We start from the raw sequence: 26,050 nt of genomic DNA, 5'->3' as shown, positions 1-26,050 counted from the left end.
CTATTGCCATATCTTATCACCCATTCATTGGACAATAAAACGATAATGCAACGTCCTGAAGATGGTTACATGAATGCTACTGCAATGTGCCAAGCGACAGTCAAGCAGTTTGCGGACTACAATCGGCTTTCAGCAACCACCGCTTTTCTAACAGCCTTATCGACCGACATGGGAATTCCCATATCGGAACTAATTCAAACAGTTAGAGGTGGAAATGGGCAGCAGGGGACTTGGGTTCATCCGCATGTAGCGATCCACCTTGCCCAATGGCTGTCCCCTGAATTTGCCGTCAAAGTCTCGCGCTGGGTGTTTGAATGGATGGGTCAGGGCAAGTCAAACCTCAGCCAACACCCCGATTTCATCTCCATCCACAAATCCGCCCTCGACACAGGCGCTTGCATCGTCACCCCCAACAGCTACGGCAGCGTGACCGCCACACCTGTTAGCCCAGAGGCGATTGCCCTAATGCCTGCCTTGTCCACCTTCCTTGAAGCGGCCAAGCGCTGCGGCTTTTTGCTGGTCAAGCCGGATCAATTAGTTCAAAAAACGAACCCGTCTCTCGGCGTACTGCGATTCGTGGCCCGTGTCAGCCGGTCGATAAGCTCAAGTTGCTCCAAGATGAATACCAAATGGAGTACGTCGAGCGCGATGTCGAAATGGCATGGCACAAAATGGATCAATGGTCAGGTCGTTTCCCTGAGTTTTTCCGCCGCTTCATGGCACTGTGTAATAAGCGCCGTGCTCAAGATGTGCTGATTACCGAAAAAGCCGTAAAGCCCCTTTGAGGTGGGGGATATAAGGCTATCAACGTGAGCTGATTAAAGCGGTCTATCCTGTTGCTTGATGTATTGCTTAAGAACGGTCAAGGGCGCACCGCCAACACTGCCGACCCGTGCGAATAGCCATAGACTCACTCTTTAATAATTCATTAAGGCTAGTTATAATAAGCCTTATGACAGAAAAGACCAATCTCAAAACACTCAAAGTACGCATCAAGGATAAGCCCAAACCACTCCTTGAACGAATGGCGTTTGAGGTGAATCAGGTCTGGAATGTCGCGAATGAAGTCACGGCGAATTATTCCGAGATACCTATTCCCGAAGTGGGTTGGGTAAGCTGCCGTTTTTCAGCCTTCGACCTTCAAAAGCAATTGAAGAGCCTTAAAGCAGAGCGGGGTTTTATCCTTCACTCCACCACGGTTCAAGAAGTGATTGCGGCTCACTATAAAGCCCGTCGTCAATTCAAAACCGATAAGCTGCGCTGGCGGGTATCCGGTGGAGCGCGGCGATCCTTGTGATAGGCAATGTCAGCAGTTCTAAATTAGCCAAAACCAAAATGGCTAAATCCGTACTGGATGCAGGTTGGTACACCCTCAAAACACAGCTTGATTATAAATCGAAAGCGATGCAAGCCGTGTTTCTCGAAGTTAACGAATCGTACACCACCCAAACTTGCTCGTGTTGTGGCTGTATCAGCCCCCACAGTCCGAAAGGTAGAGCGGGACTTGGAATAAGAGAATGGACTTGCCCTGAGTGTGGGGCTGTGCATGATAGAGATATTAATGCAGCAAAGAACATTCTCGCGGCAGGACATTGCCGCCTCGCCGGAGGAATCCTCGCGCTTTAGGGTGGGCAGGATGTCAATGTTTTGTTTTCAATAACTTTAAACGAGTAGGTCGTATGTCCCAAACGATAATTAAACCACAGCTCAATATCATCGGTTGCGGCCATGTTGGTCAAACCTTGGCTTATCTTTGGGTACAAGCGGGTTTATTGACGATTTCACAAGTGTTAAATAGCTCGGTGCAAACGGGGCAAGCGGCAGTTGAGTTTATTGGGCAAGGTCAGGCTATAAGTTCTATTCAAGACTTAAAGCCTGCGAATTTATATTTGCTCGGTTGCCCTGATAAAGCTTTAGTCGCTTGCTGCACTCAGTTGGCTTTAGCCAAAGTGCTGCGTACTGGCGATATTGTCTTTCATTGCAGCGGCGCGATTTCTTCGGAGGTTTTAAGACCCTTAGCGGAGCAGGGGGCTTGGGTGGCGAGTGTGCATCCGATAAAAAGCTTTGCACAACCCCAACAGGCTGTTCTATCGTTTCGGCCGACTTATTGTGGTGTGGAAGGCGATCTTGTCGCGCTAGAAGTACTAAATACCTTGTTTGAGTCTATTGGTGGTTTGAGTTTTCAGTTAGTAGCTGAACATAAAACGCTCTATCATGCTGCTAGTGTCTTTGCGAGTAATTATTTGGTCGCCTTACAAAGTATTAGTTTGCGAGCCTTGGCTCAGGCTGGAGTTGAAGAAACCTTAGCCTTGAAAATTTTGCAGCCAATTGTGCAAGAAACGGTCGCTAATGTGTTTAATTTAGGTCCTATTGCTGCCTTAACTGGTCCTATTGCGCGTGGTGATGCTGTTGTAGTGGCTAAACAATTAGCCGCTTTACAAGCTAGCCAACCTCTAGAGGCTGAACTTTATCGCTTATTAGGTTTAGAGGCCTTAGCGCTGGCTTATAAAAAACACAAAACCCCAATCGAAGACTTACAGCAAGTGCATACTGTATTAAGCCGAATTGATTAAAGCCAAACATAAAGCTTCGGTAATGGGATGTTTTAATTTTAGCTCTACATCCAGATAAATAGGGCTAGAATTGCATTCTAGTAGGTAGTAGTCGCCCGTTGCAGTGTGTTTCAGGTCGATTCCCGCATAAGTTAAACCCAATAAAGCCGCAGCACGTCGACATTGTAGCTCGACTAAACGGGGTAAGCTCACTTCTTGATAGGTAATTTTGCCCTGTTGGTAGTTTTGCTCCCCACGAAAATCAATCGTACCGGCTGGCACACCGACCGCCGCACAAGACACAACCGTATCCTTCACCACAATAATTCTTAAGTCTTCGCCATGAATACGCTCTTGCAAAATCGCAGGGGCAGCGACAAGGTTCTCTAATGCGTTTTGCTCAAGTAGCTGATTCGCAGATAAGGTCAAAGAGCCACCTGCCGCTGGTTTAATAATACAATCACCCTGTGCTTCAATAAATAATTTAGCTTCAGCGGGATTATTGGTAATTAAGGTAGCGGGTAGCTGACAGCCGGCTGCTTGAAGTTGGCTCACTTGATAGGGTTTGCGGCGGGATAATAAAGTCTGTGATGGTGGGTTAAATAGGGGGATGCCAGCTTGTTCATACATCAGCAGCAAGCTTAATAAGGTATCACTACGATCTCGCTGCAGCCCGTAGTGTTGAAACCAATTATCCCAGTTTAAATGCTGGTGTTGTGTACTACGAAAAGCAGCCTCGGTTGGAATATCAGGTGCTTGTGCACAGACTAAGACCGCATTGATCTGAGTCGGACTAATATCTTGGTCTTGCCAACGCACCTGCTGGCCTTGCCAGCTTAAAGCCGCATAGCGGCCATCTTGCCCGTAAGGATCAAGCACAATGACCTTAGCCCCTAAGTCTTGAAGAGTTTTGATTTGATGGGCGGTTTGGGTTTGCTTGGCGTAGCCGATCATTAGAATATTTATTGTCATAAACTCATTTCATTTAAGCAAGTAAGAGGCTTGGATTAAATGCCTCTTACTGTTTTAAGGCTTGGTCGTTTGCTTAGTGTATTCAGCTAGCTAGGCTTGGTTTTGGGCAAACAGCAATCTGAGGCGTTTGATGATTGCCCTCTTCTCCCAAAGCTTTAGTCAAGCCGCCATCTTCTTCACCGAGGGCTAAAGTGGTGACATCGGGTGGGTTTTTAATGCCGCCATCTTCTTCACCGAGGGCTAAAGTGGTGACATCGGGTGGGTTTTTAATGCCGCCATCTTCTTCGCCGAGGGCTAAAGTGGTGACATCGGGTGGGTTTTTAATGCCTCCATCTTCTTCGCCGAGGGCTAAAGTAGTGACATCGGGTGGGTTTTTAATGCCGCCATCTTCTTCACCGAGGGCTAAAGTGGTGACATCCGGTTTAGGGGTTGGTGTGGCTGGTGTACTTGGTTTAGAGCCTGAGTCTCCATGACCTAAGCCGAGTTTTTGTAGAATATTCTGCAATAAAGAGCTAATTAAACTATTTGCATTCGAGAGCTGCTCGGAGTTGCCAGAGACACTGGTTTGATACTGTTTGGTCGCATGAGCCGAAACAGGTGTCGTTGCTGTTTTGTTTTCATTCGTAGCGGGTGTGCGCCCCGGTACTTGATAGTTAAAAATTCCTTTAGTCATATTATGTTTCCTTATTCTTTAAGTTCTGAAACGGCTGTTCTAGTCTAAAAAATAGTGGGGAAACATGACAAGTGAAACATTATGAGTGGCGCGGGTCAGTCGACGATAGCAATGAGGGTTGTTAATATAGAAAATGGAAGCCCGATACCTCTGAAAATCAACGCTTAGGAGAGTACGTTTTTGATTGGAGGAGGAAATCAGTTCTCTCGGGTAATCAGGCTTCCTGAATGCTCAGTTATTTTTATTTGAGCCAGTTCCTATTATGCATAGCTTAGCTTGCTGCTAGCTGAGTAGCTTGACTTTTACGAAAAAATTCTATTTTTTTATAGTTAGACAGGTACTAAGCCAACTGTGCCTTCAACCGATACAAGGCTTCTAGAGCTTGCTTCGGTGTCAGCTCATCGGGTTCTAGAGCTTGGACTGCTGCTTTGATTTTTACGGCGAGTTCGTCTGTTGGCTCAGGGGCTGTACTGAATTGTAAAGGCAAACTCTGGCCGATTTGGGGAGTATTGGCAGAATTCTTTTCCAGTGAACGGAGTTTTTTCTTGGCTTGAGCGATGACAGTTTTGGGTACTCCGGCTAATTGTGCAACTTGTAAACCATAACTTTGATTGGCAGGTCCGTCTTTGACGGCGTGTAGGAAGACAATTTTGTCACCATGTTCGACGGCATCAATATGCACATTGGCAATCGTGTTGATTTGTTCGGCGAGATGCGTCAATTCAAAATAATGCGTGGCAAACAAAGTAAAGGCTTTGCGTTCGCGGGCGAGAAAGTCAGCAAACGCCCAAGCCAAAGATAAGCCATCGAAAGTACTAGTACCACGTCCGATTTCGTCCATTAATACCAGACTGTGGGCTGTGGCATTGTTAAGAATATTAGCCGCCTCAGTCATTTCTACCATGAAGGTGGAGCGTCCGGTGCTCAAGTCATCGTGTGCGCCAATGCGAGTGAAAATACGATCAATATGGCCAAGGCGTGCCGATTCTGCAGGTACATAGCTGCCAATATGTGCCATCAGCACGATCAACGCCACTTGACGCATATAAGTCGATTTACCGCCCATATTCGGACCGGTAATCATCAACATGCGCCGCCGTGCATCCATATATAAATCATTGGGTACAAAGGGCGTGTCTAAGGTGCGCTCTACCACAGGGTGACGACCACCTATAATTTCAATCCCAGCGCCTTCTACGAGTTTTGGGCAGTAGTAATTTAAGGTATTAGCGCGCTCAGCAAAATTCGCTAGCACATCTAGTTCAGCTAAGGCTTGAGCAGTTTGGCGTAAAGGGATTAAATAGTCAGCAAGTTGTTGCAGCAGTAATTCATATAAAGCCTTTTCACGCCCTAAAGAGCGCTCTCGGGCAGATAGGACTTTATCTTCAAACTTTTTTAGTTCAGGTAGAATAAAACGCTCGACCCCTTTCAGTGTTTGGCGGCGAATATAATCAGCTGGAATCCGATGCAATTGGCTTTGAGGAATCTCAACGTAATAACCATGCACGCGATTATAGGCGACTTTGAGTTTGTCAATGCCCGTCCGTTGCTTTTCACGCAGCTCTAAATCTAGTAAGTATTGATCAGCATTTTCGCTGAGATTACGTAATTCATCTAAGTCTGCATCATATCCCTGTGCAATCACGCCACCATCACGAATCACAACGGGTGGGTTTTCAATAATAGCCCGCCGCAGTAGTTCGTGTAGGCCATAATGCGTGTCGAGCTGTTGTTGCAAATGCGTAAGTTGCACATCATCCAGCTCAGTGATCGCTGCATGCAGCTGTGGCAAAACGGCCAGTGAATCGCGTAGGGTCGATAAATCCCGTGGGCGGGCTGTACCTAAAGCAATCCGCGAAGCAATGCGCTCAATATCGCCCACACTGCGTAGTGTGCTTAAAATGGCTTCGTAGTGATAGTTTTCCAGTAGAGTACCGAGGGCTTGATGGCGTAAACGTAATACATGGCGATCTCGTAGCGGCTTGTTTAACCAACGACGCAATAGACGGCTTCCCATACTGGTCGAGGTTTTATCCAAGATCGAAACGAGGGTGTTTTTATGCTCACCACTTAAACTGTGCTCTAGTTCTAAATTACGGCGGCTCGCAGCATCTAAAATAATCCCATCATCACTTTGCTCGACGGTCAGGCTATTCAAATGAGGTAGGGCAGTACGTTGGGTTTCTTGCACATAATTGAGCAAAGCTCCCGCTGCCGCAAGTGCGAGCGGCAGATTTTCACAACCAAAACCACTTAAGTCATGTACCGCAAATTGCTTGAGTAACAAGCGGGTGGCGGTTTCTAAATCAAAATGCCAAGCGGGTCGTGCGGTCGTTACCCGCCCTCTTACCCATTCTAAGCGCCAATCTTCATCATGCAGAATTTCTGCCGGTTGCAAGCGCTCAATTTCATTTTGCAAAGAGCTGAAACTGTCGATTTGTTGTACAGTAAAGCGCCCACTGCTTAAATCAATTGCCGCTAAGCCAAACGCTTCTTGCTGCTTATGCAGGGCAATTAATAAATTATCACGCCGATCTTCTAGTAAATAATCATCAGTGAGTGTGCCGGGGGTGAGTAAGCGCGTAATCTTACGTTCGACGGGGCCTTTTGACTTGGCCGGATCACCCACCTGTTCACAAATCGCTACCGATTCACCCGCTTTTAACAGTCGAGCTAAATATTGCTCCACGGCATGATAAGGCACACCCGCCATTGGAATCGGTTCACCCGCCGAATTGCCGCGTGCGGTCAGGGTAATATCTAATAACTGCGCCGCCTGCTTAGCATCCTCATAAAACAACTCATAGAAATCACCCATGCGATAAAACAGCAAGATCTCGGGGTATTCCGATTTTAGTCGGAGGTACTGTTGCATCATAGGGGTGTGATGGCTTAGGTTTTGGCTCATGGACTAGTCAGCAAATGGGGGGCTGTGATTTTAGCAGATAAGCATAAAGAGCTGGAAGCCCAGTCAGTTAGCATGTCATGATGCTCGTCACTTGCTCTTTAGCATGCATATTTTTTTGAAGCTGATTATGCCCCAACTCACCATTATCAACCCTTCCTCTGAATTAATCACGCATCAAGCTCAGCTACGTGCTTGTACCCTTTGCCCAAACATGATTCGCCCAGTGATCACTGGCCAACCCGTCATGTCACCGATCATGCTCATTGGGCAAGCACCTGGGATTCATGAGGCCAAAGTCATGCGCCCGTTTGGTTGGACAGCGGGCAAAACTTTATTCCAGTGGTTTAGCAGTATTGGTTTGGACGAGAGCGATTTTCGGGAGCGTGTGTATATGGCAGCGGTGTGTCGTTGTTTTCCGGGGAAAAATCCACAGGGCAGTGGAGATCGACTGCCTTCAGAAGAGGAAATCAGTCATTGTGCGCGTTGGTTAGATGCGGAGTTGCGTCTGATGCAGCCACAATTGCTGATTTTGGTAGGCAAATTAGCGATTAAACAATTTTTGTCGGCCAAGAAATTAGAGGATGTGGTAGGGAAGATGCATCAACGCCAATTAGCCGGAAAGAGAGTAGATCTATTGCCCTTGCCGCATCCTTCAGGCTTATCGACTTGGCCACGTACTGAACCCGGCAAAACTTTATTACGGCAGGCTTTGCAACTTTTGCAGGATTATCCGATTTGGCAGCAGCTTCTTGAGGCTAAGCTAAAAGCTGGCTAAAGAAACTGCTTTATCTGGGCCTGGCGTGCTATGCTTGAATGAGTTATCCGCTGCCACTGGTGAGAAAAGTATGAGTAATCCCGACGCTGAATACGAAGCTAACTACGATAGTTTTATCGCTGAAATTAAACAAACCGGAGAAGTCTGGGGTTTATGTACTGATGAGGATGATTGGGCGGTGTGTGCCTCTTCTGCTTATGAAGACACCGATGTGATGCCGTTTTGGTCGAATCAGGTTGCTGCACAAGCACAATGTGTAGGTGAGTGGGCGGTGTTTCATGCTCAAGCCATTCCCTTGGAGGATTTTGTGAATGATTGGCTGCCGGGGATGCATGAAGATGATGTCTTAATCGGTCCTAATTGGGATGAGAATCTTGAAGGTTTAGAAATTGAACCAGCGGATGTTGCGGCTGAATTAGACGACGAAGCTCAAGATAGCGATGCTTAAGATTGGTCAAACTAATCGGCTAAGCGTGTCGCACTTAGCCGATGTAGGTGTCTATCTCGATGGTGGCCGTTATGGTGATATTTTATTGCCACGGCGCTATGTTCCTAAATCATGTCAAGCGGCTGATGAATTAGAAGTCTTTATCTATCTTGATTCAGAAGATCGTTTGATTGCAACGACTGAACGACCTTTTGTGCAGGTTGGTGAGTCTGCTTATTTAACAGCGGTGGATAACAGTCGGCATGGCGCATTTTTTGATTGGGGCTTGAGTAAGGATTTATTAGTCCCTTATAACGAGCAAGAGCGCCCGATAGAAGTCGGGAAGTCTTATGTCGTCCATGCTTTTTTAGATGAGCGCACCGAAAGTATTGTGGGTACGACCCGCCTAGCCCAGCATTTAAGTGAATTGAGTTATTATTTTAAGCCCGGTCAGCTTGTTGATTTGTTGATTTATGCCCGTGATCCATTAGGTTATCGTGCGGTCATTAATCAAACTCATCTTGGTTTATTGTATAACAGTGAGGTTTTCCAAACTTTACGTATAGGTGAGCTTGTACAAGGTTATATTCACCAAATTCGCCCCGATCGTAAGCTTGATCTCACCCTCCGTAAGCCCGGTGTCATTGTTGAGGATGCACTCGCCCAACAAATTCTGGCACATTTAAAGCAGCGTGGCGGTAGTTCGCCATTGACTGACAAAACTCCACCTGAGCAGATTTATGCAGAATTCAAGGTCAGTAAAGCGCATTTCAAACGGGCTTTAGGTTTGTTGTATAAACAAAAAATGATTCTACTCGCCCCTGATAAAATTACCTTAGTCTAGAGCTAGCCGCGTGTGCTTAGTGCCCTGCTTTTAAGGAACGCCATACAAGAAGTAGAGGGATTTCACAATTCAGTGCTTCTCCTCTATAGTGTGACCAAACTTATACAAAGGTGTGACAGGGTTGATGATTAAGCTAATCAAGCAGGCCAGCATGCAGGCAGAAGCTCTGTTTTCCATTGGAGCAGTTTCCGAACAAACCGGTGTACATTCGGTGACTTTACGGGCGTGGGAACGTCGGTATGGTTTACTGCAGCCCTCGCGAACACCTAAAGGGCATCGCCTTTATAGTCAGCAAGATATTCATCGAGTCAAACAAGTCTTACGCTTATTAGAACAGGGCATTCCGGTGAGTCGTGCCCAAGAAATACTCCGCAAACAGGTTGCCGAAGGTAAGCTGGAGCTGTCGGAGCAGATTAAATTAGTCGCCGGTGAAGATCCGTGGAAGCAATACGGCAATCTATGCCTCCGTTATATTTATAAATTAGATGCCAAAGCTTTAGAAAAAGTCATTGATGAAGCGGTTGCTTCCTATTCATTAGAAATTGTTGCACACAAATTATTTTTGCCTTTGTGTAAGGATTTATACGGTCAATGCTGCCTATTGACCTCGACTAAGGCGGATCATGCTTTTTGGTATCAATTTCTATCCGCTAAGTTGGGTGCGTATTATTTACATACCCATATGCAGTCGCGGAATAATGGCTTTCGAGTGATTGTGATTGGTGTCACGTGTCAGATGGTCTACTTACAAACCTTAATGCTCGCCTGTACCTTAGGGATGCAGGGGTTTCAGGTGAGTTTATTGGGTGCAGATTGCCACCCTGAGCATTTACCGCTAGTGCTAGAGCGTTCGCGTTTTGATGCGGTTATTTATTGTAATCCTACTCCAGAAGTGTTGGCTGGTTTGGAAGTCTTATCACGCATCACGACCACAAATCTATTAGTGCAATATCTGCAGCCTGATAAGCACCCTGAATTGCCCGCGCCTATCCAGCTGTTACCGATGGCCTTTAACGAGGCCGCTGTGCAATTAGAGGGGGCTTTATTGGCAGGGCGTGACAGCCCTAGTGATTACTCAAGCTTTAATAACCACGGATCATAACGACAAATGACTTGTGCCTTGGTTTGGTTTCGCCAAGACTTACGTTTGGCAGATAATCCTGCTTGGTTTGAGGCTTGCCGCAGTTGCCAGCAAGTGATTCCCCTCTTTATTGATGATCCAAGCCCGCAAACCCCTAGTCAATTAGGGGCGGCTAGCCGTGTTTGGTTAGCACAAAGCTTGGCAAGTTTGGCTAAGCAGTTGCAGGCAAAGTCGAGCCGTTTAGTCTTGCGCCAAGGTCTGGCATTAACGGTGTTGCAGGATTTAATCAAGGAAACCGGAGCCAGCCATGTTTTCTGGAATCGTTGTTATGATCCAGTGAGTTTAGAACGAGATAAGCAGATCAAGGCTCGGCTCAAAGAACAAGTACAGGTGCAAAGTTTTAATGCTGCTCTACTGAGAGAGCCTTGGCAGGTGCTGAAAAGTGATGGACAGCCGTATAAAGTTTATACCCCGTTTTGGAAGGCGCTGCTTAAAACAGGGATCACCCAAGCACTGTTACCTGAGCCAGCTATTATTCCTAGCCCCAAACAATGGCCGCACTCGCAAGTTTTAGCTGAGCTGAAGCTGTTACCGACGTTACCTTGGGATCAAGGGATGATGGCTCATTGGCAAGTCGGCGAAACAGCAGCTTACGCCAAACTACAAGCATTTTTAGCAACCACCGTTCAGCAATATCAAACAGCACGTGATCGACCTGCAGTCGTGGGTACTTCGCGGTTATCACCGCATTTACATTTTGGCGAGCTTGGGCCGCGCCAAATCGTCTTACTCGCTGAGCAGTATCTAGCAGAGTATCCAGAGGCGAGTAGCGGGATTCAAACTTTTCTGCAAGAAATAGCTTGGCGCGAGTTTGCCGGTTATTTGCTCTATCATTTTCCGCAAACTCTGCATGAGCCTTTAGATCAGCGGTTTAATCAATTTCAGTGGGCGACACAGTATCAAGTGCAGTTGCAGCGTTGGCAGCAAGGGCAAACCGGTATTCCTATTGTTGATGCAGGGATGCGGGAGTTGTGGCAAACGGGGTGGATGCATAATCGAGTACGGATGATTGTAGCTTCTTTGCTCACTAAAAATTTATTGATTCCTTGGCAAGAAGGTGAAGCTTGGTTTCGGGATACTTTAGTGGATGCGGATTTAGCGAATAATGTTTTAGGTTGGCAATGGGTAGCAGGTTGTGGCGCAGATGCAGCGCCTTATTTTCGGATTTTTAACCCAATTTTGCAGGGTGAGAAATTTGATCCAGCTGGGGAGTATGTGCGGCGTTGGTTGCCAGAGCTAGCAGGTCGGGCAGTGAAGGAGATTCACCACCCACGAGTGCTCGGTGATGGTTGGAACTATCCTTTGCCCATCACCGATCTAAGCTTGAGCCGTCGACTTGCTTTAGAGCGTTATGCTCAGATGCGCGCTTAGCGGAAAGTTACAAAAGCGCCTGATTCACCGGAGGCACTCCGTACTCGCATTAAATTAGCACGTGCTTCAGATTCATTACCAAACGGCACACGAACTTTATATAAACCATCAACCGAATCAACGACAGCAGTCAAGCCACGACTGGCCATCGAGCTACGCACTTGTTCGGCTTTGCTACTGCTGCCCGATGCAAACACTTGAACCGCTGCTCGCCCTGAGCTATTACCGAGGTTACTGCCGCCACCGCCACCTGCGTAATAATCACCACCACCATAGCCAGCACTGCCACCACCCGTATTGCCAGTATTGCCGCCTGCATAATAGTCACCGCCACTGCCAGCAGGATTCGCGCCACCGCCATTGCCAGCGGTATTCGTGCCATAACTATTGTAGCTATCATTGTTGCCACCACTGTAGTCATAACCCCCGCCATTAGTCGTGCTCGCCGTATCATAGCCCCCGCCTTGTTGCTGGCCTGCTTGATCATAAGCACCGCCATTTCCACCTGCATAGCTATCATAACCGCCACCCGTGCCATAGCCACCGTTATTGGCAGGTTGCTGTGGCTGAGCCGTCTGTGGTGGATAATAAGCACCACCACTACTGCTCCCTGGTTGTGCTTGAGTGTAGCCCCCGCCATAACCACCGCCGCCACCGGTTAAAGGCCCCGCTTCAGGGATCGGACCCGTAGAACCACTATCAGCGGTATCTTCATAAGGGGTGTTGCTGCAAGCAGAGACGAAGAACATAGTTGCTGACAAAACTAAAGTCAGACCTAAAGAGTGTTTCATAATTGTTTTTAGCCCTCAAATAAATTGTTATTGCTTGATAAGACAAGACTATAGCCGCACAGTTCACCGGACAAGCTAATCTATTGAAAGTGATTATAGCCGTCTGGAAGATTAACTAACGGATAATCGAGACTAACTTGTTCAATTTGCTGCGTGATCTCGCCGATCACACTGAGCTTTATTTGGTTAACTATTTGATATTGCTTTAATTGTTCTAAATGCTGCTGAGGGAGTGTAAATAGTAGCTCATAATCGTCTCCGCCCGTTAAAGCCAAGCCAAGCGCAGTCGATAAATTAAGCTTGTGCAAAGCTCCACTTAAGGGGATATTTTGATGATACAGCTTAGCGCCGACTTGTGAGCGTTTTAATAAATGCTTTAAATCGGCGACTAAGCCATCGGATACATCCATACAGCTAGTCGCATAGTCACGTAACCAACACCCTAATTCAACTCGAGGGCTAGGATAATTCAAACGTTGGATGCAATCAGCAGCATCTTCATGGGCTAAATTTAAACGCTGTTGGATGACAGCTAACCCTGCTGCTGCCTCCCCTAAGTTGCCAGAGACAAGAATTAAATCGCCGACTTGTGCACCTTGTCGCAGTAAAGCTTGGTGTTTGGGCGCTGTTCCCATCACTTGAATCGTGATACTCAAAGGACCACGTGTCGTGTCACCACCAATTAAAAAAATCTGATGCTCGGTGGCCAACTCGCGTAAGCCACGGGTAAATTCTTCCAGCCATGTTTGATTAACCGCAGGAAGAGTCAACGCGAGGGTGAACCAACGTGGATGCGCACCCATCGCGGCTAAATCACTTAAATTTACCGCTAAGGCTTTATAGCCCACAGCATGAGCGGGGGTAGCCACGGGAAAATGCACTCCTTCCACCAGCGTATCCACTGAGATAATAAATTCTTCGTGAGGAGGGATTTGTAGAATAGCCGCATCGTCGCCTACGCTAAGGCGTACCTCGCTAGGGACGGGAGTCCAAGTGAAATAGTGCTTAATTAAATCAAATTCATGCATGTTGAAAATCAGAGAGTTCAGTGAGTCTAGTCCAAATGTAGAAAGCCCCATTTTCATGGGGCTTTCACCTTTCCCAATGGTGCTAGAGACAAACACCATCAACTGACTCTGACCGAAGGATGCTTGCCTTTCCTTGTACCCTAACCGACAGGCATCCTCAGTTCAAGTCTAGTGTGAGACGGCTCATTTGACCGTAACTATTGATAAAAAGGTATTTTTTTACGTCAAGAGGTACAAAGCCGCACGCAGTTCAGCGGTTTTCCTTGCTAAGCTTACTACGGCAAGCCTTTGAGGTTTGCTATGATAGACTTTTCTTAAAATAATGATGGATAAACACAATGCTGGATCCTAAGCGATTAAGAGCTGAACTTGACGACGTAGCCAAGCAGTTAGCACGGCGCGGTTTTAAGTTAGATGTGGATGCAGTGCGCGCACTGGAAGGGCAGCGTAAAGCACTGCAAACGCACACTGAAGAATTGCAGAATCAACGTAATCTGCGCTCCAAAAGTATTGGTCAGGCAAAAGCACGTGGTGAGGATCTTGCGCCTTTAATGGCTGAAGTATCGAGTTTGGGTGAGCAATTAAAAACCGCTGAGCACGATTTAGCGAAAGTCCAAGCTGACTTGGAAGCTATTGCTTTAGGTTTACCAAATATTCTTGATGCTTCTGTTCCAGACGGGGCGGATGAAACTCAAAATGTGGAAGTCCGCCGCTGGGGAGAACCGCCAGCTTTTGATTTTGAGCCTAAGCAACATTTTGAACTAGGGGCTAGCCAAGATTGGATGGATTTCAAATCAGCCAGCAAATTAACAGGCGCACGTTTTGTGGTATTACGGGCAGCGATGGCGCGCTTGCATCGTGCACTGATTCAATTCATGCTGGATACCCATACTCAGCAACATGGCTATACCGAATTATATGTTCCTTATATGGTGAATGCAGATAGCTTGCGTGGTACGGGGCAATTGCCGAAGTTTGAAGAGGATTTATTCAAGCTGAATAATGAGCAAGGTTATTATCTGATTCCCACCTCGGAAGTCCCCGTCACGAATCTTGTGCGGGATACGATTGTGGAGGCCACGTGTTTACCCCTTAAATTCACTTCACATACCCCCTGTTTCCGTTCTGAAGCAGGCTCACACGGTAAGGATACGCGAGGTTTAATCCGCCAACATCAATTTGAAAAAGTTGAGATGGTTCAAATCACGCGCCCAGATCAATCATGGCAAGCTCTAGAAAACATGGTCGGGCATGCTGAAACGATACTGCAAAAGTTAGGCTTACCCTATCGTATTATTACCCTATGTTCAGGTGATACTGGTTTTTCAGCCGCTAAGACCTATGATTTAGAAGTGTGGTTACCCGGGCAACAAAAGTATCGTGAGATTTCTTCTTGCTCGAATACTTTAGATTTCCAAGCCCGTCGGATGTTGGCTCGTTATCGCAATCCAGATACCGGTAAAACCGAATTACTGCATACCTTGAATGGTTCAGGGGTGGCGGTGGGACGTGCATTGGTGGCCGTTGTCGAGAATTATCAAACAGCGGATGGCCGGATTCGTATTCCAGAAGTATTGCGTCCGTACATGGGCGGAGCTGATTATCTAGCCTAAATCTAGCCTAATGTGATGCGTTTGCTGCTAGTTGTTCTTATCCTGCTGTATGGTTTGACTGCTTGCAAGGAGCAGTCAAATCCTGAGTCGCAAGCGCAGCCCTTAAACTTCGATCACACCTTGGTTTTAAATAATCAGCCGATTAAAGTCGTAGTGTTTGATACGCCTGCTGAACGCGCACAAGGTTTAATGTGGGTCAAGGCCTTGCCAACAGGGCAGGGTGCTTTATTTGTATTTGAGCACGAGGCTGAAGTGGCGTTCTGGATGAAAAATACGCTCCTACCCTTGAGCTTATTATTTTTTAATCAACAGGGTGAGTTAATTAAAGTGCTGCCAGCGCTGCAACCTTGCCAACAAACGTATTGCGAGCGAGTGCAGGTAGCCAATACCCAATTTGTTTTGGAGTTAGAGGATAATGCCTTGACTCGAGAGTGGCTTAAATCATGGCAGGATTCGGGGCAGCGTTTCCGTTTCACTTTCCAAGATTGAGTGCTGAATTTGAGTACTTAATGTGAACACTTATGCCTCAGCTATTCCTAAGCTAGTATTTAAATGCTAAAACTTTATTGGTTTTTGCTACCTTTTGAGCGTATTTATGCGATAAACTCTCCCTTCAACAAAGATACCCGCAGGAGAGTGCTTCTTAAGGAAGCCGCCGAAGGCGCATAGCCCGTAAACGCTCAGGCAAAAGGACTGTGGGTGATGGTTGACTCTGGAGAGTGATGCGGCTGCATCCACCGAAGGGTAGTAACTTATTGCTCATCAATAAGGAATCTCTCAGGTAACAAGGACAGAGGGGCGGTAGATTAACAGTCTGCCGCCCTTTTTTATTGTTAACGGGAGAATCAAGTGCAACGAACCCCTTTCTATTCACAGCATCTCGAGGCTGGCGCGAAAATGGTTGATTTCGCGGGCTGGGAAATGCCGATTCACTATGGCTCACAGCTGCAAGAACATAAACAGGTCCGCAGTGATGCGGGTATGTTCGATGTCTCACACATGGTGGTGTTAGACCTACAAGGTAGTGAGGCGAAGCCCTACCTCTTAAAGCTGCTGGCCAATAATGTCGATAAACTCAAAGAACCCGGTAAAGCCCTGTATAGCTGCATGCTGACTGCAGAGGGTGGGGTGATTGATGATCTCATCGTTTATTATTTATCGGCTACCTCTTATCGACTGGTCGTGAATGCAGCCACGCGCGCTAAAGACCTTGCTTGGATGCAAGCCCAACTTCAGGGCTTCGATGCTAGCTTAACCGAACGCTCAGATTTAGCCATGTTGGCGGTACAAGGACCGAATGCACGCGCTAAAGTATTTTCCCTGATGCCTACAGATGAAATCGCTATAGCTGAGCCACTGCAGCCTTTTTATGGCGCACAAATTGGGACTTGGTTTATTGCACGCACCGGTTATACCGGTGAGGATGGTTTTGAAATGATGTTTCCTGCTGAGCAAGCAGCCAAGGTTTGGGCGGCTTTAATTCAAGCAGGGATAGCCCCGACCGGTTTAGGGGCGCGGGATACCTTGCGGCTAGAAGCAGGGATGAATTTATATGGCACGGATATGGATGAAACGACCTCGCCATTGACCTCTGGTTTGGCTTGGACGATTGCTTGGCAGCCTGCTGAGCGTGATTTTATAGGTCGTCAAGCCTTAGAAGCTGAGAAGGCGGCGGGCGTGCAGCAAAAATGGGTGGGTTTAGTGCTAGAAGGTAAGGGTGTACTCCGCAATCACATGAGGGTTATTTGTGAGGCGGGCGAGGGTGAAATTACCAGTGGCAGTTTCTCACCCACGCTGGGGCTAGCAATTGCTTTAGCCCGTGTGCCAGCAGCCTGTGGTGATCACTGTTTGGTCGATATTCGTGGTAAATTACAGCCCGCTAAAGTGGTTAAACCCGTGTTTGTGCGTCATGGTCAGTCAGTTTTAAGTTAATTGTTAAGTTAATTAGGAGATTTCAGATGAGCAATGTTCCAGCTAATTTAAAATATGCCGATTCACATGAATGGATTTTGGATCATGGTGATGGCACGGTGACCATTGGTATCACTGACCATGCTCAAGCCTTATTAGGTGATTTAGTGTTTGTGGAGCTGCCAGAGATCGGCTCAATTCTCTCGGCGGGCGATGAATGCGGAGTGGTGGAATCAGTAAAAGCAGCCTCCGATATTTATGCCCCGATTGGCGGCGAAGTTTTTGAGGTTAATCATGAGTTAGACGATAGCCCTGAATTAGTCAATACTGATCCCTATGAGGCGGGTTGGATTTTCAAATTAAAATTAGAAAATTCAAGTGACCTAGCCGCTTTACTGAGCGCTGACGCTTATGGCGAATTGGTTGCTTCCGAAGCTTAATCACCCACTGAGTAAGACACATGATGACAGATTTAACCGTTGCTCTCAGTGAGTTAGAGCAGCGCGCTGATTTTATTGCTCGCCATATTGGTCCGTCTGCCTCGGATACCCAAGCCATGCTCGCAACAGTGCAGGCAGATTCACTGGAGGCTTTGATTAAAAGCACAGTGCCAAGCGCTATTCTCACTGCTGCGCCTTTAGGGTTTGAGAATAGCCGCACTGAAGCTGAGACGCTGGCTTATCTCAAGCAGTTAGCTGCCCAGAATAAGCTGAATAAGTCGTATATCGGCATGGGCTATTATGACACGCTAGTACCCCCAGTGATTTTGCGCAATGTGATGGAAAATCCCGGCTGGTATACGGCGTATACCCCTTATCAGCCAGAAATCTCACAAGGGCGTTTGGAGGGGCTGCTGAATTATCAGCAGATGGTGATGGATTTAACAGGCATGGATATTGCCAATGCCTCTTTGTTGGATGAAGCGACCGCAGCAGCAGAAGCGATGGCTTTGTGTAAGCGCTCGAATAAGCTGAGGTCGGATAAGTTCTTTGTCAGCGATGAGGTTTTGCCACAAACCATCGACGTGCTGAAAACGCGAGCAGAGTATTTTGGCTTTGAGCTGGTGATTGGCAAAGTGCAGGATTTGGCACAGCAGAACGTCTTTGGTGTCATGCTGCAATATCCAGCGGTAAGTGGCGAAATCGGCGACATTGAAGCGACGATTAAACAAGCCCATGCTCAAAAAGCTCTAGTGTGTGTGGCGACAGATCTGATGGCCTTGGTCTTGCTGAAGTCACCCGGTGAGATGGGCGCTGATGTGGTAGTCGGCAATTCGCAGCGTTTTGGTGTGCCGATGGGATTTGGCGGGCCACATGCGGCTTTTTTTGCGACTAAAGAGGCTTATAAGCGCACTATGCCGGGGCGGGTGATCGGCGTGTCGATTGATAGTCATGGTAAGCAAGCCTTGCGGATGGCAATGCAAACCCGTGAGCAGCATATTCGCCGTGAGAAAGCGACCTCGAATATTTGCACAGCCCAAGCTTTGCTAGCGAATATGGCGGCCTTCTATGCAGTTTATCACGGCCCTGCAGGTCTAAAGACCATCGCTTGCCGTATTCATCGCTTGACCTCAATTTTAGCGCTAGGCTTGCAGCAAAAAGGCGTGAAGCTATTGCATGATACTTGGTTCGATACGTTGGTCGTGGAGAGTGTAGGTGCTTATGAGCGGGCTTTAGCCGCTGGCATTAATTTGCGTAAACTCTCTGATACACAGGTGGGGATTAGCTTGGATGAGCGCAAGACCCGCGCGGATCTTGCCGAGTTATTGGATGTATTGCTCGGTGCAGGGCATGGTTTAACGGTGGATGCCTTGGATCAACAGGTGCTGGCCAACAACTTCACGGGTCTGCCTGCTGGCTATCAACGTACTAGCGCTTTCTTAACTCATCCGGTATTCAATGCCCATCATTCCGAATCGGAAATGTTGCGCTATTTGAAGCGTTTGGAAAATAAAGATTTTTCCTTAACGCATGGCATGATTCCACTAGGTTCATGCACGATGAAGCTGAATGCCACGGCTGAAATGATGCCAGTGACTTGGCCAGAATTTGCTGATCTTCATCCGTTTGCTCCCAATGAACAAACCGTGGGCTATCGCACCATGATTAAGGAATTGGAAGCTTGGCTGATTGAAATCACGGGTTATGATGCTATTTCGATGCAGCCGAATTCGGGGGCGCAAGGCGAGTATGCGGGTTTGGTTGCGATTCGTCGTTATCAGGCGAGTATTGGGCAAGGGCAGCGGGATGTCTGCTTGATTCCAAGCTCGGCACATGGCACGAATCCGGCCTCAGCCGCGATGGTCAATCTCAAAGTCGTGGTGGTGGAGTGTGATGCCAATGGCAATGTCGATCTAGCCGATTTACGGGCTAAAGCTGAGCAATATGCTACGAATTTATCTTGCTTAATGGTCACTTATCCATCTACACATGGTGTATTCGAGCAGGATATTGTTGAGATTTGTAGCATCGTTCATCAGTACGGTGGGCAGGTTTATATGGACGGTGCGAATATGAATGCACAGGTTGGTCTGTCTAAACCCGGTCAATTTGGCTCGGATGTATCGCATCTGAATCTGCATAAAACCTTTGCGATCCCACACGGCGGTGGTGGCCCTGGGATGGGACCGATTGGGGTAAAAGCGCACCTCGCACCCTTTTTATCCAGCAATGTGGTCAATCCGCCGGATGGCATTCCACATGGGAATAGCGCGATTTCTGCTGCTCCTTATGGGAGTGGTTCAATCCTGCCGATTTCATGGACGTATATTAAACTTATGGGGGCAGATGGTTTAAAGCGTGCGACTGAAATGGCGATTCTTAATGCTAATTACATCATGCAACGGTTATCTGAGCATTATCCAGTGTTATTCCGGGGCGCGAATGGGCGGGTAGCTCATGAGTGTATTATTGATATTCGCCCACTGAAAGCAGCCTCAGGTATTGATGAATCGGATATTGCCAAGCGCTTAATGGATTATGGTTTTCACGCCCCTACCATGTCGTTTCCAGTCGCGGGTACGTTAATGATTGAGCCGACCGAATCTGAACCTAAAGAGGAGTTAGATCGTTTTTGTAATGCGATGATTGCGATCCGTGAAGAGATTCGCAAAGTGCAAGAGGGTATTTGGCCGCCGGAGAATAATCCATTGGTGAATGCACCGCATACCTTAGACGATTTGGTGAAGGGTTGGGAGCGTCCATATAGCCAAACAGAAGCAGTATTTCCGCAAGGGGTTATTCCCACTGCAAAGTATTGGCCGACGGTTAATAGGATTGATAATGTCTACGGGGATCGGAACTTGGTGTGTTCATGTCCGCCGATGGAGAGTTATCGGTAGATTTGAATAGTGATTGAGAAAAGGGAAGAGACTAGCGCTCTTCCCGAGCTGGAGTGATAAAAATGAATCAGCAGTGTAATAATTAGCTTCATGGCTTTTTGTTCTCAATGATTACTTGTTGATATAGTTCAAAGGTTTTTTGCCCCATTGTTTCTAATGAGAAGTCATTAATGGCTCGGTAACGAGCTTGTTCTCCTAATTGTTGCCTTAATATTGGGTTAGCCAATAATTTATTTAATCCATCAGCAAGAGCATTTACATTATTCGGCTCTACAGTTAAGCCAGTAGTTCCATGCTGGTTAACAAAATCAACACCATTATTTAAGCGAGTACTAACGATGGGTTTTCCTGCCGCCATCGCCTCGACCTGTACAATACCAAAGGCTTCAGCTGAAGAGGTAGCGGGTAAGCAAAAAATATCACAGGCTTGATAATAAGCCAGTAAAACCTCATCGGGCACAAGACCCAAAAAATGAATGCGTTCATGCAGCCCTTCGCTTGCAGCTAATTTTTTCCAAATTTCTGTTAGTGGCCCTAAACCACCAATAAGTATTTGTGTATCGACAGGTAATTGGTGCACGGCTCTAATTAAAATATCAAAGCCTTTATAATACACATGACGGCCCAGTGCAAAAATACGCAAGCCGGGAAACTGATTTTTTATTTTTTCAGTTTTTGGATGTGATTTTAGAAACCTATTCAAGTCAAAACCATAATGGATGATTGAAAGCTTATTCTCATGAAGGTGAGATAACTCTGGTGAACTTGTAATATGAGCTGGAGTTGCCACAACAATGGTTGCTGCCTGATTGATAGCCTTGTTTAGTAAAGGATGATAAAAGTGCTTTAATATTTTTTGACGTGTAATATCAGCATGCCAGCTAATAATACGCGGTATATCAGAGGGAAGAGCCAAAGATGCCAGATGTGACATAGGGTCTGGAAAATGCAGATGTATCAAATCAAACTGATATTTTTTGTGCAGCTTAATGGCTTCTGTAACTAAAGTCGGGGAAATTGCCAAGCTACCATCTATATTTAGACTGGGGGTTCGAATAACCGGATACCCATGAAGTGAAAGCTGAGCTTTAGTAAAGTCTCTGCTAGGCACTAGATGGACAAACTCAACCTTATTGTTTAAGGCTGCAAATAAATGCGCAATATGAGTTTGTATACCTCCTGGGAATTTATCATAAAACCGTCCGAAGCAGAGTATTTTCATGAATGACTAATCAGTATAAAGAAAGAGTTTTCTGATAAGCTTGGTAGGTTTGGGCAGCGCAAAATTGCCAAGTCATAGGCTGAGCGAGCTTAAGTGCTTGCCGACCCAATTTTTTTCTGTAAGCAGGATCATCAATTAATCGGTTAATTGCGTTAGTTAAAGCTTGTTGATCGGTCGGGGCAATAGTTACCCCACCATCTCTAACAACTTCAGGTAATGAAGAAACAGCGGAAATAATAGGTGGAACACCACAAGCCATCGCTTCTAAAGGGGGAAGGCCGAACCCCTCATAGATAGATGGATAAATAAGCGTTGTTGCACCGGCTGTAATCGCTGCCAAATCAGTGCGTGGAATATAGCCGAGTAGTTTGATTTCCTCTCTATTAATTGATCTTTGTAGCGAATAATCTAGTTCACTGAGCTTCCATCCTCTCATACCAATAATAATCAATGGAAATATCTTTCTCAGATCACTAGGTAACTGTTGGTAAGCCTGTAAAGCAAAATTAAGATTTTTTCTGGGTTCTAATGTTCCTACAGCTAATAAATACCTATTATAAATCAGCCCATATTTTTGCAAGATAGCTTTCACATCTTCTTCAGTGTGTGGTTGAAACAGCGCATCTACTCCAAGGTGAATCGCTTGTACCTTATCTGGTTTGACAGAAAGTAATTGTATGATTTCTTGGCGAACATACTCTGAATCCGTCAGAATATAATTAGCATTTTCTAGTGATTTTTCAAAATACTTATTTAAAGCACGAACTCGATTAACTGGATGTAGCTCAGGGTAATGTATCCATGATAGATCGTGAACGGTAACTACTGATGGCCCATCAAATGGCATTAGTAGATAATTAGGCTCATGATAAAGATCAAATTTATTATTTTTTGTATGTTGAGTGAATCTAAGTTTTTGTAGAAAACGACTTAGTTCATAAGAGCAAGGTACGTAGTCTCTAATACTGCTACGTAACTGATTGCTGTAGGCCACGGGTGAATCGAGAATTGTTTTCTGCCAATATAGGGCATAAAAAAAATCAAGGTCAATAGTACCCGATTTAATAAGCTCTTTAGCAAGATTTAATACATATTGACCTATCCCCGTAAGAGGGGATAAGAGTGCAGTAGCATTTAAAGCCAGTTTAAGACTCATGAAAATTGCTTTAGATTAGCCATTTTAAAAGGATGTACCTTGTTGTACTCGTCGTAAGTCTGCTTCTACCATCATGCAGCACAATTGTTCTAATGTCGTTTGAGGCTTCCAACCGAGCTTTTCTTGAGCATGGGCAGGATTTCCAATTAACAAACCGACTTCGGCAGGGCGATAGAATTTAGGATTGATTTTGACTAATACTTTACCACTACACGTATCAATACCTTGTTCGTTTTCTTCTTTGCCTTGCCAGTCTAATTGAATAGCCACCGCTTTGAAGGCCATATTAACAAAGTCACGAACCGTTTCAGTACGGTGAGTGGCTAATACAAAAGTGTCAGGCTCATCGGCCTGCAACATCCGCCACATTCCCTCTACATAGTCTTTTGCATAACCCCAATCGCGTTTGGCATTTAGGTTACCTAATTCTAAGGTTGCTTGTTTAGCTAAATGGATGCGAGCAACGGCATTGGTGATTTTGCGAGTGACAAACTCTAGGCCGCGTAGGGGCGACTCATGGTTAAATAAGATGCCACTCGTGGCAAACATATCGTAGCTTTCGCGGTAGTTGATGGTCATCCAATGCGCATAGAGTTTAGCGACACCATAAGGACTGCGCGGGTAGAAAGGTGTCCGCTCACATTGAGGAATGGCTTGGACTTTGCCGAACATTTCAGAGGTACTGGCTTGATAGAAGCGAATCTTGGGATTCACAATGCGGATAGCTTCTAGCAGGTTAAGCGGACCTAAGCCGGTAATTTGGGCTGTTGCCATCGGCTGATCGAAGGAGACACCCACGAAGCTTTGTGCGGCAAGGTTATACACTTCGGTCGCTTCAGTTTGTTGCAGTAAGCGAATGCTAGCACCTAAGTCGGTTAGATCATATTCGACTAAATACAGCTTAGGATGTTGGCGAATGCCTAATTCTTCAATACGCCAAAAGTTGGTGGAGGCAGTACGGCGATAAGTACCGTAAACTGTATAGCCCTTTTCGAGTAGTAATTGTGCTAAATAAGCACCGTCTTGACCAGTGATGCCCGTGATCAGTGAGATAGAGGACTTACCCATTGACAGTGGTCTGAGTATTGTGAGTTGAGCGAATGCTAGTGCACAAATTCTAATCTAAATCACTATACATCGAAATTACGCCGACCTTGAGTAAATAAGGATCGGCAGTCACCTGCCAGCCAGTATTTTCTAGGGTTTGCCTGGTATTGCGGTGATAAATATCGCGTGCTGGCATAAAGTATTTCTATGAGTTAAGGGACTTGACAGTCTAGCAAAAGGCTTGGCCGCATGCGAGGCATCCGAGCAGTCTTTTAGGCTAGTGATCTTATCCCTCATTTAGGGGAGCAAAGTTCAAGCAACTCACCGTATTTAAGGGAGTTTCCAGCCCCGAAGTTTCCTGCATACTTTGATACATGGTCACTAACAACAGTTGAACCGTCTTCAGTTCAGAATTAGGAGTCTTCCCCATGAAAATTCGTCATTTACTTGCAGGTATTGTTGCTTTAACCGTCACAGCAATGGCTGGCACTAGCTTGGCTGATGGCCGTAGCTCAACTTATATTGATCACCCGATCACTAATATTCCCCACCACAGCCAGCCGCGTGTGAGTGCGAGCATTAGTGTGGTGAGTTCTGATGATTTAGGGCATCGTCCCGCTATTCGAGTTGTGAATAGAAGCCACAGCTATTACAGCAATAAATTTGAACAGCGTTGGGGCAAAAGCTGGAAGAAAAAAGCACACTACAAGGTAGTGGTAGTCAAGCCCGGTGATAGTCTCTCTAAAATCGCCGCCCGTTATGGCACGACCGTTAAGCGCTTGATGAAATTAAATAATATCAGTGCTTATGAAGCAAATCATATTGAAATTGGGCAGATGCTGCGCGTCGCTTAATAGCTAGACGCTTAAGCAGTCAGGTGAGTGCGTGTTCGGACTCACCTGTTAAATTCAAACAGGCTCAATGGCTTCACTCAGCTGTTTTATATCTGCCGCAAATCTTGTTACGGTCTCTTCTTGCGTATCCCAAGCACACATAAAGCGACACCCCCCTGCACCAATAAATTGATGAAAACGCCAACCTTTAGCCTGCAAGCCTTTGATTACCGGTAAAGGTAGTTCAGCAAAGACCGCATTCGCTTGACGTGGAAACATAATCCGTACTTGAGGTAGCTCTTTAAGGTAGAGATAGAGTCGCTCTGCCATTGCATTCGCATGTTGAGCATTGCTAAGCCAAGTATTATTTTCTAATAAACCTAACCAAGGCGCAGATAAATAACGCATTTTAGAAGCGAGTTGCCCCGCTTGTTTCACTCGATAAGCAAAGTCTTCTGCTAAATGAGTATCAAAAAACACCACAGCCTCGCCAATCGGTAAACCATTTTTCGTACCCCCAAAACACAAAACATCCACCCCAGCCCGCCAAGTGATTTCAGAAGGATGCACATTTAAAGAGGCGACAGCATTGGCAAAGCGGGCGCCATCCATGTGGAGCTTTAGGTGTCGGCGTTTAGCAATCGCGGCTATAGCACGAATTTCTTCCACACTATAGACACTGCCGACTTCGGTGGCTTGAGTAATCGAGACGACTTTAGGTTTAGGAAAATGCAAATCACTGCGTTTGGTGACAATCGCTTCGATAGTATCCGGGGTTAATTTGCCGTTTTCACCTTTGCCCACCAGTAGTTTAGAGCCATTAGAAAAAAATTCAGGGCCACCACATTCATCGGTTTCAATATGAGCCAGTTCATGGCAAATCACTGAATGATAGCTTTGACATAAAGCTGACAGGGCTAAAGAATTGGCGGCGGTGCCATTGAAAACAAAGAAGACTTCACAATCGGTTTGAAACAGATCACGCAGGGCATCACATACCTTTTGTGTCCAAATATCATCACCATAAGCTAATTCATGGCCTGAATTATTCGCCTGTTGGAAGTAATCGAGTGCAGCGGGGCAAATACCTGCATAATTCTCTGTACACGACAAAACATTTAACCCATTGATTTAGTGAGTTGACTACCTATAAAGATGAAAGTCCATCGCCCCTATGTTTTACTCTCTAGTTACCACACAGGAGAGCGAAATGGATCTGAGCGATGGACTGAGAGACAGTTTAAAAGCCTATTTAGGTTGGGGCAAGCCCCGTCTGGATTGTTTTGTATCAATGCTGCTGGCGCTGCTGAATGCGCGTCAAATGAATCTGAGCTTGTTGGCCGTGCATATAGACAGCGATACAGAAATTGCCTCTCGCTATCGACGGATGCAACGTTTTTTTAGCCAAGTGTTCTTTGACTACAATGATATTGCCCACCTCATCAT

At 46.2% G+C, this 26,050-nt stretch carries 25 protein-coding genes, 1 pseudogene and 2 riboswitches; of the genes and pseudogenes, 16 read left to right on the top strand and 10 right to left on the bottom strand.

What is annotated here, in order from left to right; all coding sequences use genetic code 11:
• Positions 1-3 precede the first annotated feature (3 nt).
• The 4 genes from B5D50_RS20530 to B5D50_RS15445 all read left to right on the top strand — a co-directional run bounded on the left by B5D50_RS20530 (position 4) and on the right by B5D50_RS15445 (position 2,573).
• Positions 4-756 carry a KilA-N domain-containing protein gene (locus B5D50_RS20530; protein WP_327193417.1) on the top strand — a complete coding sequence of 251 codons (753 nt, stop codon included), beginning with the start codon at positions 4-6 and terminating at the stop codon, positions 754-756.
• A gap of 196 nt (positions 757-952) precedes the next feature.
• Positions 953-1,297, top strand: a complete 345-nt coding sequence (locus tag B5D50_RS20935) for a hypothetical protein (RefSeq protein WP_456119737.1) — start codon at positions 953-955, stop codon at positions 1,295-1,297.
• Complete coding sequence (locus B5D50_RS20930) at positions 1,294-1,626, top strand: RNA-guided endonuclease InsQ/TnpB family protein (RefSeq protein ID WP_456119736.1); 333 nt, start codon at positions 1,294-1,296, stop codon at positions 1,624-1,626. Before B5D50_RS20935 ends, B5D50_RS20930 begins: the two co-directional genes overlap by 4 nt.
• Before the next feature lie 53 nt (positions 1,627-1,679).
• The gene (locus tag B5D50_RS15445) at positions 1,680-2,573 is read left to right on the top strand and encodes a Rossmann-like and DUF2520 domain-containing protein (RefSeq protein ID WP_078923553.1); all 894 of its coding nucleotides are present in this window, start codon (positions 1,680-1,682) and stop codon (positions 2,571-2,573) included.
• On the opposite strand, the gene B5D50_RS15440 is transcribed toward B5D50_RS15445, so the two are convergent.
• From B5D50_RS15440 to mutS, 3 genes are all read right to left on the bottom strand, one after another.
• Positions 2,556-3,524 (bottom strand): ATP-grasp domain-containing protein, encoded by a 969-nt coding sequence (locus B5D50_RS15440; RefSeq protein WP_078923552.1) that lies wholly within the window; start codon positions 3,522-3,524, stop codon positions 2,556-2,558. The two genes, B5D50_RS15445 and B5D50_RS15440, sit on opposite strands and share 18 nt — an antisense overlap.
• Before the next feature lie 82 nt (positions 3,525-3,606).
• Entirely contained in the window at positions 3,607-4,197 is a 591-nt protein-coding gene (locus tag B5D50_RS20525) for a hypothetical protein (protein ID WP_200807111.1), read from the bottom strand.
• 340 nt (positions 4,198-4,537) lie between these two features.
• On the bottom strand, positions 4,538-7,075 hold the full coding sequence (mutS, locus tag B5D50_RS15430; RefSeq protein ID WP_407701255.1) for a DNA mismatch repair protein MutS: 2,538 nt from the start codon (positions 7,073-7,075) through the stop codon (positions 4,538-4,540).
• Between the two features lie 157 nt (positions 7,076-7,232).
• Here mutS and B5D50_RS15425 point away from each other — a divergent pair, with 157 nt between their 5' ends.
• From B5D50_RS15425 to B5D50_RS15405, 5 genes are all read left to right on the top strand, one after another.
• Positions 7,233-7,880, top strand: a complete 648-nt coding sequence (locus B5D50_RS15425) for a uracil-DNA glycosylase family protein (RefSeq protein ID WP_234975898.1) — start codon at positions 7,233-7,235, stop codon at positions 7,878-7,880.
• Positions 7,881-7,950: 70 nt separating this feature from the next.
• Entirely contained in the window at positions 7,951-8,328 is a 378-nt protein-coding gene (locus B5D50_RS15420) for a DUF2750 domain-containing protein (RefSeq protein WP_078923629.1), read from the top strand.
• Positions 8,321-9,151: a CvfB family protein gene (locus B5D50_RS15415; RefSeq protein ID WP_078923550.1), complete on the top strand. Its 831-nt coding sequence runs from the start codon at positions 8,321-8,323 to the stop codon at positions 9,149-9,151. The genes B5D50_RS15420 and B5D50_RS15415 overlap by 8 nt, the downstream gene beginning before the upstream one ends.
• 124 nt (positions 9,152-9,275) lie before the next feature.
• Complete coding sequence (locus B5D50_RS15410; protein ID WP_078923549.1) at positions 9,276-10,253, top strand: MerR family transcriptional regulator; 978 nt, start codon at positions 9,276-9,278, stop codon at positions 10,251-10,253.
• 6 nt (positions 10,254-10,259) lie between these two features.
• Positions 10,260-11,663, top strand: a complete 1,404-nt coding sequence (locus B5D50_RS15405) for a cryptochrome/photolyase family protein (protein WP_078923548.1) — start codon at positions 10,260-10,262, stop codon at positions 11,661-11,663.
• Here the strand turns inward: B5D50_RS15405 and B5D50_RS15400 are convergent.
• Both B5D50_RS15400 and thiL read right to left on the bottom strand, forming a co-directional pair.
• Positions 11,660-12,454 (bottom strand): SPOR domain-containing protein, encoded by a 795-nt coding sequence (locus B5D50_RS15400; protein WP_078923547.1) that lies wholly within the window; start codon positions 12,452-12,454, stop codon positions 11,660-11,662. The genes B5D50_RS15405 and B5D50_RS15400 overlap by 4 nt on opposite strands.
• Positions 12,455-12,534: 80 nt before the next feature.
• Complete coding sequence (thiL, locus tag B5D50_RS15395; RefSeq protein WP_078923628.1) at positions 12,535-13,482, bottom strand: thiamine-phosphate kinase; 948 nt, start codon at positions 13,480-13,482, stop codon at positions 12,535-12,537.
• Positions 13,483-13,820: 338 nt separating this feature from the next.
• Between thiL and serS the strand changes: the two genes are divergently transcribed.
• The 5 genes from serS (at position 13,821) to gcvP (ending at position 20,346) form a co-directional block, all read left to right on the top strand.
• Positions 13,821-15,095: a serine--tRNA ligase gene (gene serS, locus B5D50_RS15390; RefSeq protein WP_078923546.1), complete on the top strand. Its 1,275-nt coding sequence runs from the start codon at positions 13,821-13,823 to the stop codon at positions 15,093-15,095.
• Positions 15,096-15,110: 15 nt separating this feature from the next.
• Positions 15,111-15,584, top strand: coding sequence for a DUF192 domain-containing protein (locus B5D50_RS15385; protein WP_078923545.1), 474 nt, complete (start codon positions 15,111-15,113; stop codon positions 15,582-15,584).
• A 130-nt stretch (positions 15,585-15,714) separates the two neighbouring features.
• Positions 15,715-15,801: riboswitch (glycine riboswitch) on the top strand.
• Positions 15,802-15,899, top strand: a riboswitch (glycine riboswitch).
• 45 nt (positions 15,900-15,944) lie between these two features.
• Positions 15,945-17,027 carry a glycine cleavage system aminomethyltransferase GcvT gene (gene gcvT, locus B5D50_RS15380; protein WP_078923544.1) on the top strand — a complete coding sequence of 361 codons (1,083 nt, stop codon included), beginning with the start codon at positions 15,945-15,947 and terminating at the stop codon, positions 17,025-17,027.
• A 26-nt stretch (positions 17,028-17,053) separates the two neighbouring features.
• On the top strand, positions 17,054-17,446 hold the full coding sequence (gcvH, locus tag B5D50_RS15375; RefSeq protein ID WP_078923543.1) for a glycine cleavage system protein GcvH: 393 nt from the start codon (positions 17,054-17,056) through the stop codon (positions 17,444-17,446).
• Positions 17,447-17,466: 20 nt separating this feature from the next.
• The gene (gcvP, locus tag B5D50_RS15370; RefSeq protein ID WP_234975897.1) at positions 17,467-20,346 is read left to right on the top strand and encodes an aminomethyl-transferring glycine dehydrogenase; all 2,880 of its coding nucleotides are present in this window, start codon (positions 17,467-17,469) and stop codon (positions 20,344-20,346) included.
• An 88-nt stretch (positions 20,347-20,434) separates the two neighbouring features.
• Here the strand turns inward: gcvP and B5D50_RS15365 are convergent, their stop codons facing one another.
• Genes B5D50_RS15365 through B5D50_RS15350 form a run of 4 tightly spaced genes read right to left on the bottom strand, consistent with a single transcriptional unit; the run spans position 20,435 to position 23,967 of the window.
• Entirely contained in the window at positions 20,435-21,568 is a 1,134-nt protein-coding gene (locus B5D50_RS15365) for a glycosyltransferase (RefSeq protein WP_078923541.1), read from the bottom strand.
• A gap of 10 nt (positions 21,569-21,578) precedes the next feature.
• Positions 21,579-22,724: a glycosyltransferase family 4 protein gene (locus B5D50_RS15360; RefSeq protein ID WP_078923540.1), complete on the bottom strand. Its 1,146-nt coding sequence runs from the start codon at positions 22,722-22,724 to the stop codon at positions 21,579-21,581.
• Positions 22,725-22,748: 24 nt separating this feature from the next.
• Positions 22,749-23,792 carry a GDP-mannose 4,6-dehydratase gene (gmd, locus tag B5D50_RS15355; protein WP_078923539.1) on the bottom strand — a complete coding sequence of 348 codons (1,044 nt, stop codon included), beginning with the start codon at positions 23,790-23,792 and terminating at the stop codon, positions 22,749-22,751.
• 49 nt (positions 23,793-23,841) lie between these two features.
• Positions 23,842-23,967: an element excision factor XisH family protein gene (locus B5D50_RS15350; protein ID WP_078923538.1), complete on the bottom strand. Its 126-nt coding sequence runs from the start codon at positions 23,965-23,967 to the stop codon at positions 23,842-23,844.
• Positions 23,968-24,199: 232 nt separating this feature from the next.
• Between B5D50_RS15350 and B5D50_RS15345 the strand changes: the two genes are divergently transcribed.
• Entirely contained in the window at positions 24,200-24,625 is a 426-nt protein-coding gene (locus tag B5D50_RS15345) for a LysM peptidoglycan-binding domain-containing protein (RefSeq protein ID WP_143594381.1), read from the top strand.
• 54 nt (positions 24,626-24,679) lie between these two features.
• Here the strand turns inward: B5D50_RS15345 and B5D50_RS15340 are convergent, their stop codons facing one another.
• Entirely contained in the window at positions 24,680-25,717 is a 1,038-nt protein-coding gene (locus tag B5D50_RS15340) for a threonine aldolase family protein (RefSeq protein WP_078923537.1), read from the bottom strand.
• A gap of 97 nt (positions 25,718-25,814) precedes the next feature.
• On the opposite strand from B5D50_RS15340, the pseudogene B5D50_RS15335 reads away from it, so the two are divergent.
• A pseudogene (locus B5D50_RS15335) lies at positions 25,815-26,050 on the top strand (hypothetical protein); the annotation flags it as partial.

Source organism: Thiothrix eikelboomii, assembly GCF_900167255.1.
Lineage (GTDB): Bacteria > Pseudomonadota > Gammaproteobacteria > Thiotrichales > Thiotrichaceae > Thiolinea > Thiolinea eikelboomii.
The sequence above is the reverse complement of the archived record's forward strand: the minus strand, read 5'-3'. Positions and strand labels throughout refer to the sequence as shown.